The organism is Mycobacterium kyorinense (genome assembly GCF_002101735.1).
GTDB lineage: Bacteria > Actinomycetota > Actinomycetes > Mycobacteriales > Mycobacteriaceae > Mycobacterium > Mycobacterium kyorinense.
Genome location: NZ_LQPE01000158.1, coordinates 26,546 through 38,085, shown reverse-complemented (window position 1 = coordinate 38,085; position 11,540 = coordinate 26,546). Strand labels below are relative to the sequence as shown.

8 protein-coding genes are annotated in these 11,540 nt (G+C 67.6%); 3 read left to right on the top strand and 5 right to left on the bottom strand.

The features are described from left to right. Window positions 1-6: 6 nt before the first annotated feature. Both AWC14_RS22020 and pruA read right to left on the bottom strand, forming a co-directional pair. Window positions 7-1,017 (bottom strand): proline dehydrogenase family protein, encoded by a 1,011-nt coding sequence (locus AWC14_RS22020; protein ID WP_045383647.1) that lies wholly within the window; start codon window positions 1,015-1,017, stop codon window positions 7-9. After that, on the bottom strand, window positions 1,017-2,648 hold the full coding sequence (gene pruA / locus AWC14_RS22015) for an L-glutamate gamma-semialdehyde dehydrogenase (protein WP_045383650.1): 1,632 nt from the start codon (window positions 2,646-2,648) through the stop codon (window positions 1,017-1,019). The genes AWC14_RS22020 and pruA overlap by 1 nt, the downstream gene beginning before the upstream one ends. Before the next feature lie 82 nt (window positions 2,649-2,730). Here pruA and AWC14_RS22010 point away from each other — a divergent pair, with 82 nt between their 5' ends. After that, on the top strand, window positions 2,731-4,302 hold the full coding sequence (locus AWC14_RS22010; RefSeq protein WP_045383654.1) for a PucR family transcriptional regulator: 1,572 nt from the start codon (window positions 2,731-2,733) through the stop codon (window positions 4,300-4,302). On the opposite strand, the gene AWC14_RS22005 is transcribed toward AWC14_RS22010, so the two are convergent. Both AWC14_RS22005 and AWC14_RS22000 read right to left on the bottom strand, forming a co-directional pair. Then, window positions 4,289-5,206 (bottom strand): DMT family transporter, encoded by a 918-nt coding sequence (locus AWC14_RS22005; protein WP_045383657.1) that lies wholly within the window; start codon window positions 5,204-5,206, stop codon window positions 4,289-4,291. The two genes, AWC14_RS22010 and AWC14_RS22005, sit on opposite strands and share 14 nt — an antisense overlap. A gap of 112 nt (window positions 5,207-5,318) precedes the next feature. Then, window positions 5,319-6,188, bottom strand: a complete 870-nt coding sequence (locus AWC14_RS22000) for an oxidoreductase (RefSeq protein ID WP_057003404.1) — start codon at window positions 6,186-6,188, stop codon at window positions 5,319-5,321. 169 nt (window positions 6,189-6,357) lie between these two features. On the opposite strand from AWC14_RS22000, the gene AWC14_RS21995 reads away from it, so the two are divergent. Next, window positions 6,358-7,356 (top strand): diacylglycerol/lipid kinase family protein, encoded by a 999-nt coding sequence (locus AWC14_RS21995; protein WP_045380641.1) that lies wholly within the window; start codon window positions 6,358-6,360, stop codon window positions 7,354-7,356. 9 nt (window positions 7,357-7,365) lie between these two features. Here AWC14_RS21995 and AWC14_RS21990 read toward each other — a convergent pair whose 3' ends face one another. Continuing rightward, entirely contained in the window at window positions 7,366-7,650 is a 285-nt protein-coding gene (locus AWC14_RS21990; protein ID WP_045380638.1) for a hypothetical protein, read from the bottom strand. Window positions 7,651-8,287: 637 nt separating this feature from the next. On the opposite strand from AWC14_RS21990, the gene AWC14_RS21985 reads away from it, so the two are divergent. Then, window positions 8,288-11,527 (top strand): thioester reductase domain-containing protein, encoded by a 3,240-nt coding sequence (locus tag AWC14_RS21985; protein WP_045380636.1) that lies wholly within the window; start codon window positions 8,288-8,290, stop codon window positions 11,525-11,527. Window positions 11,528-11,540: the final 13 nt, after the last annotated feature.

Sequence of the window (11,540 nt, the reverse complement as noted above, 5' to 3'; positions counted from 1 at the left end):
TGGGCCTCAACGCTGTCTGAGCGCCCGCAGGAAGAACGCCAGGTTGGCCGGTCGCTCCGCGAGCCGTCGCATCAGGTAGCCGTACCACTGCGCCCCGAACGGCACGTACACCCGCAGGTGACTTCCCCGGTCGATCAGCCGCCGCTGCTCGCCGCCGCGGATACCGTACAGCATCTGGTATTCGAAATCACCTACGCCACGCCCGGATTCGCGTGCCAGCGCAGGCACGGCGTCGATGATGGCGGGGTCGTGGGTGGCCACCATCGGGTAGCCCGATCCGGCCATCAGGACGCGAAGGCACCGTAAGTAGGAGTCGGTGACGGTGGTGCGCTCGCGATAGGCCACCGACGCCGGCTCGTCGTAGGCGCCCTTGCACAACCGCACCCGGGCGGAGGCAAAGTCGCGGCAGTCACCGAGCGTGCGCCGCAGATAGGCCTGCAAAACCAGGCCGAGCCAAGGGAATTCGGTCCTCAGGTCGGAAACGATCGACAACGTGGAATCGGTGGTGGTGTGATCTTCGGCGTCCACGGTCACCCAGGCGCCGACCCGCTGGGCCCGCGCGCAGATGGTGTGGGCATTCTCCCGCGCGATCTTCTCGCCGTCGCGTTCCAACGCCTGGCCCAGCGCCGAAAGCTTGAGCGACACCTCTAGCGGCCGGACGCCGTCGTGCGCGGCGTCGGGCCGGCTTCCCAACGCATCCAGTAGATCAAGGTAGGCCCGCATGCTCGCGGTGGCGGCTTCTGCGTCGACGACGTCCTCACCCAAGTGGTCGATGCTGACAAAACATCCCGAACCACGCAGCACGGCAACGGTATCCAGCACCTGCTCCAGCGTCTCCCCCGGCACGAACCGGCGCACCACTTTGCGGGCCAACGGTAACCGCTCGGCGCTGCGGCGCAACCGGTCCGAGCGGCTGGCCGTCAGAATCACCGGCCGTACCGCCACCCCAAACAGGCCGGCGCCGATGGGGGCGACCCGCCGCGCCCGGCTTCGCCGCGCTAGCGATCGCCCCGCCATCAGTCGCCCGCCATGTGCGGATACTCATGCTCGGTGGCCGGCACGAACGTCTCCTTGATCGTGCGCGCGGACGTCCAGCGCAGCAGGTTCAGCGCCGAGCCCGCCTTGTCATTGGTGCCCGAGCCCCGTGAGCCGCCGAACGGCTGGCGTCCCACCACCGCTCCGGTCGGCTTGTCGTTGACGTAGAAGTTGCCTGCCGCGAACCGCAACCGGTTCTGGGCGGCCAGCACCGCGTCGCGGTCGTCGGCGATCACCGCACCGGTCAGCGCGTATCGGGATCCGGTGTCGACGACGTCGAGGATCTGCTCGTAGGCATCGTCGGGGTAGACGTGCACCGACAGCAGCGGCCCGAAGTACTCGGTTGCGAACGCTTCGTCGGTCGGATCGTCGGACAGCAGCACCGTGGGGCGCACGAAATAGCCTTCGCTGTCGTCGTATTCGCCGCCGACCGCGATCGTCACACCGGCCGCACCTTTCGCCCGTTCGATGGCGGTGACGTTCTTGGCGAACGCCCGCCGGTCGATCAGTGCCCCGCCGAAATTGGTGAAATCGGTGATATCGCCGTACCGCAATTCGGCTGTGGCAGCCAGGAAGTCGTCGCCCATCTTTTGCCACACCGAATGCGGAATGAACGCCCGCGAGGCCGCCGAGCATTTCTGGCCCTGATAGTCGAACGCGCCGCGAATCAACGCGGTGCGCAGCACATCCGGCTGCGCCGACGCATGCGCCACCACAAAGTCCTTACCGCCGGTCTCCCCGACCAGCCGCGGATAGCTGACGTAGCGGTCGATGTTGGCGCCGACCTCGCGCCACAGCCGCTGGAAGGTGGCCGTCGACCCGGTGAAGTGGATCCCGGCCAGACGCGAATCGGCAAGGGCCACATCGGAAACCGCGTAGCCGTCGCCGGTGACCAGGTTGATCACCCCGGGCGGCAACCCGGCAGCCTCGAGCAGCTGCATGGTCAGATAGGCCGCCAGGGTCTGGGTGATCGACGGCTTCCACACCACGGTGTTGCCCATCAGTGCCGGAGCAGTGGGCAGGTTCCCGGCGATCGAGGAGAAGTTGAACGGCGTGATCGCGTAGACGAAGCCGTCCAGCGGCCGGTAGTCGGTGCGGTTCCACTCGCCGGGCCCGCTGAGAGGCTGTTGCGCCAGGACCTGCCGGGCGAACGCGACGTTGAACCGCCAGAAGTCGATCAGCTCGCAGGGCGCGTCGATCTCGGCCTGGTAAGCGGTCTTGGATTGGCCGAGCATGGTTGCGGCCGCGATCTTTTCCCGCCACGGCCCGGCCAGCAGGTCGGCGGCCCGCAGGAAGATCGCGGCGCGTTCGTCGAACGGCGTTGCCGCCCAATGGTTCCGCGCCGCCATAGCGGCCTCGATGGCCGCGGCGGCGTCGGCGTGCGTCGCATTGGTCAGCGTGCCCAACGCGGCGGCGTGCCGATGCGGCTGCACGACGTCGATCCGCTCGCCGCCGCCCATCCGATGTTCGCCGGCGATGACGTGCGGCAGCTCGATCGGGTTATCGGCCAGCACGCTCAAGGCGTCGCGCAGCCGACTGCGTTCCGGCGAATGCGGCGCGTAGTCGTGGACCGGTTCGTTGGCGGGCAGTGGAACATCGGTGATCGCGTCCATGCCCTCAGGATCCTCGCCAAAGAGCGCAGAGCCTTTGGCTGATCAGACAACCAAAGTGCCAATCGACAGTAGAATCGGACAAATGCGGGCGACGGGCGTCGGGCTGGGCCAGCTGCTGCTGGCGCTGGACGCGACCATGGTCAGCCTGGTCGACGCCCCGCGCGGCCTGGACCTGCCGGTGGCGTCGGCGGCGTTGATCGACTCCGACGACGTGCGGCTCGGCCTGGCGACCGGCGCTGATTCCGCCGACGTCTTCTTCCTGCTCGGCGTCGCCGACGACGAGGCGCAGCGCTGGATCGGCACGCAGTCGCGTGCACCGGTGGCCATTTTCGCCAAGCAGCCGTCCGAAGCGCTGGTGGCCCGCGCCGCCAAGGCCGGGTCAGCGGTGGTGGCCGTCGACCCGCGGGCCCGCTGGGAACGGTTGTACCGCTTGGTCAATCACGTTCTGGAACATCACCGCACAGACCCCCGCTACGACTCGGGAACGGACTTGTTCGGTCTGGCGCAGTCGGTGGCCGACCGGATCCACGGCATGGTCAGCATCGAGGACGAGCAGTCGCATGTCCTGGCCTATTCGGCGTCCAACGACGAGGCCGACGAGTTGCGGCGGCTCTCGATCCTCGGTCGTGCCGGTCCGCCCGAACATCTGGAGTGGCTCAGCCGCTGGGGCATTTTCGACGCGCTGCGGGCCGGCGACGAGGTGGTCCATGTCAAGGAGCGCCCGGAGTTGGGCCTGCGGTCGCGGCTGGCGATCGGCATCCACCAGCCGCCGGTCGACGCACGGCGTGCCGCCGCATTCGTCGGGACCATCTGGGTGCAGTGCGGCTCCCGGCCACTTGCCGACGATGCGGAGGAGGTGCTGCGGGGTGCCGCGGTGCTGGCCGCACGGATCATGTCGCGGCTGGCGGCCCGGCCGTCGACGCACGCGCTGCAAGTCCAGCAGCTCCTGGGCCTGGCCGACAAGGAACGCCTCGACATCGGCGACATCGCCCACGAGCTGGGCATTGCCGCCGACGGCAACGCCGCGCTGGTCGGCGTCGACTCCACCGATCAGCATGCCCGGCTGCCCGACATAGTTGCGTTGAGCGCCAGCGCTTTTCGTGCAGACGCCCAAGTCGCGTCGAGCGGTTCGCGGACATATGTGTTGCTTCCGCACGCCGCGAAGCCGGCGTCGGTCGCGTCCTGGGTTCGCGGCACGATCGGCTCGCTGCACACCGAGTTGGGGTTGCGACTGCGCGCTGTCATCGCCTCACCGGTCCCCGGACTGGCCGGGGTGGCCGCGGCGCGCGCCGAGGTCGACCGCGTGCTGGACAGCGCTGCGCGCCACCCGGATTCGATCGGTGAGGTCACGTCGCTGGCCGAGGCGCGCACCACCGTGCTGCTCGACGAGATCGTCACGATCATCGGAGCCGACGAGCGGCTCGTCGACCCACGGGTTCGCGAGCTGCGTGCCCGCGATCCGGCGCTTGCCGAAACGCTGCGCACGTACCTGGACAGCTTCGGCGACGTCGGCGCGGCGGCACAACGGCTCAACGTTCACCCCAACACCGTGCGCTACAGGATCCGCCGGATCGAACAGCTGCTGTCGACGTCGCTGGCCGATCCCGATGTGCGGCTGGTGCTTTCGCTGAGCCTGCGAGCTACGGAGCGCTGAAGCGTGTCGGCTGGTCGGCGATCTTCGCGTCGTGCCCGGCGCCGGCAGTCATGGTGGCGGCCTCGCCGCGCGCAAGTCCGACGGTCGCGACGATCACCATCACCGCCGCCGCCACCAGCAGGAACCATTCCGGCCCATCGGCTTCCAGCGTCTCCTTGAGCACGATGATCCCCAGCGCCGTGGCCACCACCGGCTTGGCCACGGTGATCGTCGGAAGGGAAGCGGTCAGCGCGCCGGCGCGAAACGCCGACTGCTGGAAGATCATTCCGACGAGCGCCGCCAAGATCCACGCGTACAGCTCCGGTGTACGCAGCAGGGCGCCGGCCCCGTGTTCGAGCACGTCGACAATTCCCTTGGTCAGCACCGCGAACAGCGCCAACGCCGAACCCGACACCGCCGCCAGCAGCACCGCGGCGGCCGGACGATCCGACCAGATCCGGGCGCCCAGCACACACAACGCCAACGCCGGGCCCATCACCAACGCCACGACGATCCAGATCTCCAGCGAGCCGCGCGACTGTCCGGCGGTCGGATCACCGACCGTGACGAGCAGCGCCAGGGCTGCGGCCAGGAATATCGCCCACATCCACTCCCGTCGGGTGATCCGATGACGGGCCACTCGGGCATAGATGGGCAAGGCGAACAGCAATACCGTCACCTGCAGCGCGGTGACCAACATGACCGAGCCCTTGTCGAGCGCGGCGGCAAGCAGGCAGTAACTGGCGACGTCCCCGATACCACCGAGCCACCACCGTCCGTCGCGCACCAACATCCCGAACAGCGCCAGATGGCCGACCGGCTCGTCGGTGATCTGCTGCGCGATCCGCTGCCGGACCACACTGCCGATCGCGGCGGCCAGCGCGGCGCAGAGCGCAAGAAACCCCGCGATATCCGTATTCGACATCTGACCTCCTTGCCGACGTCCGCGCCCGGAAGCCGTGTTCCTTCCGCCGTGACTCTAGTGCTCACAGTGTGCTCGGCGAGCTTCGCGGCGAAACCGCGAAATCTGCGCAGCCTCAGAGCGGAAACTTGGTGTCTGTCAGCCGCTCGGACAACTCCCACAGCGCGGGGGCGGTGCTCGCCCGCTTCGCCGGCCAGTTGCGCCAGGTCGGCTGGCTCGGACCGTAAAACGCGAACCGCGGGCCGATGTACGTGTCGCCGGGCAGATCCTGCGACACCGCGTACAACGTCTGCCGGGCGCCGAAGTCGGCATCGGTGGACACCACCCGGTCGACGGCGAGCACCACCGCGTCGCTCACGGTGCGTCCGGACTGGCCTTGCAAGTTGGTGTGCGACCAGCCCGGGTGGGCCGCAAGCGCGCGCAGCGAAGCACCGGCGGTCTCCAGGCGCCGCTGCAATTCGCTGGTGAACAGCAGGTTGGCCAGCTTCGACTGGCTGTAGGCCAACCACCGCGAATACGGCCGGGACTGCCAGTTCAGGTCTTTGAGGCTGATGTAGCCGAACATGTGCATCAATGACGACACCGTCACCACCCGGTCTGTGAGCCTGGGCAACAGCAGGTTGGTCAGCGCGAAGTGGCCGAGGTGGTTGGTGCCGATGTGGCGCTCGAAGCCGTCGACGGTCAGCGCGTGGTCGACGGCCATGATCCCGGCGTTGTTGACCAGGACGTCGACCGCGTCCACACCGTCGGCGAACGCGCGCACCGACGACAGATCTTCCAAGTCGAGCCGACGCACCTCGACGTCTCCGGTCATGCGCGACGCGGCGGCCTCACCCTTGCCGGTGTTGCGCACCGCGAGGACGACGTGAGCGCCGACGCGGGCCAACTCGCGGGCGGTCACCTCGCCCAGCCCTGCGTTGGCGCCCGTGACGACGACTGTGCGTCCGGCGAACGAGGGCAGGTCTGCTGCGGTCCAACCAGGCATGGCAGACACAGTAATGAGTCCGCATGTGCGTGGAGTACCGCCGCTGGTCAGCCGATTGGCCGGCGAAAACGACGCCGCAGGTATCGTCCTGGGATGGCGCGCGGATCCGCCTGCGCCCCAGTCCCCCGCCCCGAGGAGTATTCATTTGGGACGCGACGCACCCGCCCGCATGTATCTGGGCGTCATCGTCAACCCGCGCGCACGCAAGAACCTGGCTGCGCGGACAGATCGCAGCGCAGAGCTACGCCGCATCGTCGGCCCGTGGGGCGAGGTGCACGAAACCGCGTCGATCGAGGAGCTCCGCAAGGTCATCGAGGAGCTCCATCCACGGATCACCCACCTGGTTGGTGACGGCGGCGACGGCGCCCTGCACTGGTTGGTGAACGAAATGCAGCACTGTGTCAGCGATCCGGCACACTGGCCGGCATTCGTGCCCACCAATGGCGGCAGTGTCAACGCCGTCGCACGCAAGGCGGGAGTGCGCGGGCGCGCCGACGCGATCGTTCGCAGACTGGCCGCCGCCGCCGAGAAAGATCAGTTTCCGCCCGAAATGTCGCTCGACACTTTGGAACTCGACGGGGCAACCGCGGATGGCGCGCCGTTTCACCGGCTGTGCTTCGGGATGGCCGCCGGCGGCGTGGGCAACCGGTTCTACGACAAGTACTACGCCAACCCCGATCACGGCCGTGCGGCCGTCGCGCGCGTGATCGGCCGCACGTTCGGCGACTACATCACCAACAAGGTGGCTCCCGGCCACATGGACAGGGAAAACTGGGCGGCTCACCTGTTCACGCCGACGCATGCCCGCGTCGTCATCGACGGCGAGGAGGTCCCGACCCGGACGCACCGGGTGCTGCACGCCGGCGCGATCGACCTCCGCATCGGCGGGCCGTTCCGGCTCTTCCCGCGGGCATCCGAACCCGGCGCACTGCATTTCCAGGCCGGCGAGATCAGGCCCTCGAGCATCGTCGCGCAGCTTCCCGCAGCGCTCACCTACGGCAGGCTGCGCGGCAGTGGGGTCCGCGACGTCAACGGCAAAGAGATGATCATCGAGGCCGACGACGAGCCGCTGTCGCCGATTATCGACGGCGAGCGCTTCGACGGGATTGTCCGGCTGGTGGCCCGCGCCGGGCCGCGCATCCGCGTCGCGCCTGTAGCGCACCGATAGCCGCGCCGTTCAGCGCCGAGCGCGGATGGTGCGGATGATCTGCGTCGAGAGCTTGGGGTCACTCAGCAGTTGGTCGACGAGCGCGACCAGCACTTCTTGCCCGGTGACACGGGCGAGCCCGAGGCGGTCGGCGGCTTCTCGCTGCCAGATGTCGAGGGCCCGGTGCTGAGCGGGTGAAAGATCGACTGTCCGTCGGGTGCGGCTGGCGCGTGTCCGGCCGATGGCGAAGGGTTCGGTCGGCGCCGCCGCGACCGCGGGGGTGACGCCACCTTTGATACGGTCGGCACCGCTCATCTGGGCCTCCTTCGGCGACGTATGTCAGTAGTCCGTATCTCAGTACATTATGACTTCTGTAGTGCGCCGGGTCGACGCATCCAGGGCCTCGCGGTGGCGACGGGCTCACGACGGCGCAAGGGGTCACCGCCTTTCCGCAGCGGCTAAGGATGTTTGCTGAGATTTCGCCTTTGAGGGCCATATGGTAGCCCGCGATATGGACCAACGCTGACGAATTTGTATCGACTGTGCGTCAACAATAGGTCGGCCGGTGCTGTCGGCCGACGAAAGAGATTAGAAATATCAGGGGTTACGGAAAGTAGCGATTCAGTACCGCAGTATCAGCGTATTGTCATATTGCGAGCCTGCAGCCTGGGCATTTATGATCTACTGAGCTACTGACCACAGTATCTGCGGATCAATTAAGGCGATTTCGTGTCGATTTACGTGAGCAGAAACACACCGACACGCCGCCGGTAAATGCCGCCCTATTTCGCCGAAGCTGAGAAGTTGTTGTGAGTTCGGTGTATAGCGCCGAAAAAGCCCGGTTAGCCTTTGCCAGGCACTGCTTAGCGGCGCTACGATCGGCTGTATCCAAGCGTTGAGAAGTTGTTCTATTGATTGCAGTTAAGCCTGGAAGGGAGAGTGACTCCTGAAGATGGAGACGCTTATCGATTACCTCGAGAAGTGGGAAGCGCAGCAGCCGGACCAGACCCTCTACCGCTTCGTCGACATCGAGGGGCGCGAGCTCGAGCACTACACGTACCAGAGCTTCGCCGAGCGGACGCGCGAGCTGGCCGCTTACCTTTCCGCGGAGGCCGGCCTGCGGCCGGGAGACCGGGCGCTGCTGGTCTACCCGCCGGGCCTGGAGATGGTCGCGGCCTTCTATGCCTGCGCTCGCCTCGGGGTGATCGCTGTTCCGGTCAGCCCTCCCCTGCCGATGTCGTTTGAAGCGGGGCTGGCCAAGCTCAGCTTCATCGCGCGGGACTGCCAGGCCAAGGCCGTGCTGTCGACCAAGCAGCTCGAATACGACTTCCGCTCGCTCTTGGGCAACCAGCACGGCGGGCTGCCCTGGGCCGACGTCGCGCAGCTGCCGGACCTGCCCTGGTTCGCCACGGATGCCACCCAGGACTTCGGCGGCGCTGCCGTCGCGGACACCCCGGGTCCGGTGCTCTTCCTGCAGTACACCTCCGGTTCCACCAGCGACCCCAAGGGCGTGATCGTCAGCCACGCCAACGTCATCGCCAACGCTTCGGCGTTCGCCGGCAAGGAAATCGCGGTCAGCTGGCTGCCGCAGCACCACGACATGGGTTTGATCTCCGCCTATTTGTTCATCGTGGTGCTCGGCGGGACCACGCACGGGATGTCGCCCGCCGACTTTCTCCAGCGGCCGTCAGCCTGGCTGCGGCTGATCAGCGAGGTCCGCGGCACCCACACACCGGCGCCGAATTTCGGCCTCGAGTACTGCCTGCGGGAGGACAAGCTTCCCAACTCCGAACTTGCCGGCATCGACCTGAGCAGCCTGGACAGCATCGTGGTCGGCGCAGAACCGTTGCGGGACAAGACCTTCGCACGTTTCCGGGAGCGCTTCGCGCCCTACGGTCTGCGACCCGACGCGCTGACCGGTGCTTACGGCCTGGCCGAAAACACTCTGGGAGTGACGCTCAAGGGGCGCCAAACCGTGACTGTGAACAAGCGGGCGCTGGAACAGAATGCGGTGCGGGTCGAAAAGGCCGTGCCCGAGAACAACAACCAGACCCCGCTGGTGAGCTCCGGCAAGGCCGTCGCCGGAAACGTGATCCGCATCGTCGACCCGCAATCGCGACAGGACTTGGGCGAGGGCCGGATCGGCGAGGTCTGGGTGGACGGCGCGTCCAAGGGCGGCGGCTACTGGCGGCGTCCCGAGCTGAGCGCGGAGACCTTCGAAGCCCGCATCGTCGGCGACGACGACCACACCTATCTGCGCACCGGCGATCTCGGCTTCCTCTACGAAGGCGAGCTGTTCGTCTGCGGCCGGCGCAAGGACCTGATCATCGTGCGCGGCGTCAACTGCTACCCGTCGGACGTCGAGGCCGTCGTGGAACGCTCGGCCGCACAGGTCCGGGGCGGCTGCGTCGCCGCCTTCTCGGTCGAGCGCGATGACCAGGAAGCGCTGGTCGTGGTCGCCGAGGTGCGCGACAAGGACGCGCTGCCGGATGCCAGGATGCTGGCGCGGGCGATCCGCAGGCACTGCCACATCGACCCGCAGACCATCGTGTTCTCACCGCCGCGCAGCATTCCCAAGACTACGTCGGGGAAGATCCGGCGCGCGCACACCCGTCAGCTGTGGCTGGACGGCAAGCTGCCCGCGCTGGCGACCCACACCCACCAGGCGCCCGAAGCGCCGGGAGCCGGCGCGGGTCCGCTGGACCGGTTCCGCTACCTCATCGAGAGCTACGACCTGACCGGTCAGGAGGACTGCTCGTTCGCCGACCTGGGCATCGACTCGCTGGCCCTGGCGGAGCTCCACACCGACCTGCAGGCCTTGCTGAGAGAGCACGGCGCCGGCGAGTTGGCCAAAGAGGTCAACACGCGGCTGCTGCAGCGGCTGACGGTTGCCGAGTTCTTCCGGCTCATGCGGCAGTTCGGCGAGGGGGCCGAGCTGCCGCTCCAGACCTTGCGGCAGACGCTGGACCAGATTGCCGCCGAGTACGAGGAATACGAGACGCGACAGATGCGCGCCGACGCGCAACTGCCGCTGCCGGCGCTGCCGCCGGCGCGCGACGGCGTGCCGACCGACATCCTGCTGACCGGCGCCACCGGATTCCTCGGGCCGTTCCTGGTCAGCAGCCTGCTTGCGCAGACGTCCTACACCGTGCACGCCTTGGTACGGGCCACCGATGCGGCGCACGGCCTGGACCGGATCGTTGCCGGGCTGCGGCAGGCCCACCTGTGGTCCCCCGGCCTGGAAGCCCAGGTCCGCGCCCGGGTGCGGGTGATCTGCGGCGATCTCGCCGAGCCGAACCTGGGCATCGGTGAAGCGGCGTTCCAGCAGCTGGCCGAGAGCATCGACGCCATCGTGCACAACGGCGCCCTGGTCAACTACGTCCGGACCTACGACGCCCTGCGGCCCACCAACGTGGGCGGCACGCACGAGCTGCTGCGGCTAGCCATGACCACGCACCGGAAGACCTTCCACCTGGTCTCCAGCACCTTCATCTACGGCTGGAGCACCATGCCGGTGGTCGGCGAAGACTACGCGAACGAGGAGATGAGCGGCCTGGACTTCGGCTACTCGCAGACCAAGTGGGTCGCCGAGCAGCTGGTGCTGTCAGCGCAGCAGCAGGGACTCGACGTCCGCATCTACCGGCCGTCGCTGATCTCGCCCACCCATGCGGGTTTCGGCAGCCAGGACGACATCCTGGTGCGGCTCACCGCGTTCATGATCGAGCACGGTTTGGCCGTGGATGCCCGCAACCAGATCAGCCTGCTGCCGGCGGACCTGATCGCGGATCACATCGTCTCGCTGATGGGCCTTCCGGCCGAGGCGGGCACGGTCTTCAACCTGACCGCCGACGACTACTACAACCTCACCGACATCACCCGGCTGTTATCGGAACGCCACGGCTACCGCTTCGACTACCTGGACATCCCGTCGTTCACCGACGAGGTGAACCACCGGTGCACGCCGGGCGATCCGCTCTACCCGCTGGTCGACTTCCTCACCCGGTCGGCGAGCAAGATCCAGGCCATGCGGGACAAGCGCTACGACAACAGCCAGTACCGGCAGGCGCGCTCGCTGGCCAAGGTCCATCGCCGCGAGCCCGCGCTGGCCGACACGGTCGACGACCTCGTCCGGTTCCTGCGCCGCGAGCGCCTGATCACCGAGGCGGAAAGCGAGGCGCGGTGCAGCGCGTAACTAGACTGGGAGT

Excerpts from the sequence above, each read along its gene's own strand:
- AWC14_RS22020 (WP_045383647.1), bottom strand. The coding sequence starts at position 1,017 with ATGGCGGGGCGATCGCTAGCGCGGCGAAGCCGGGCGCGGCGGGTCGCC.
- pruA (WP_045383650.1), bottom strand. The coding sequence starts at position 2,648 with ATGGACGCGATCACCGATGTTCCACTGCCCGCCAACGAACCGGTCCAC.
- AWC14_RS22010 (WP_045383654.1), top strand. The coding sequence starts at position 2,731 with ATGCGGGCGACGGGCGTCGGGCTGGGCCAGCTGCTGCTGGCGCTGGAC.
- AWC14_RS22005 (WP_045383657.1), bottom strand. The coding sequence starts at position 5,206 with ATGTCGAATACGGATATCGCGGGGTTTCTTGCGCTCTGCGCCGCGCTG.
- AWC14_RS22000 (WP_057003404.1), bottom strand. The coding sequence starts at position 6,188 with ATGCCTGGTTGGACCGCAGCAGACCTGCCCTCGTTCGCCGGACGCACA.
- AWC14_RS21995 (WP_045380641.1), top strand. The coding sequence starts at position 6,358 with ATGTATCTGGGCGTCATCGTCAACCCGCGCGCACGCAAGAACCTGGCT.
- AWC14_RS21990 (WP_045380638.1), bottom strand. The coding sequence starts at position 7,650 with ATGAGCGGTGCCGACCGTATCAAAGGTGGCGTCACCCCCGCGGTCGCG.
- AWC14_RS21985 (WP_045380636.1), top strand. The coding sequence starts at position 8,288 with ATGGAGACGCTTATCGATTACCTCGAGAAGTGGGAAGCGCAGCAGCCG.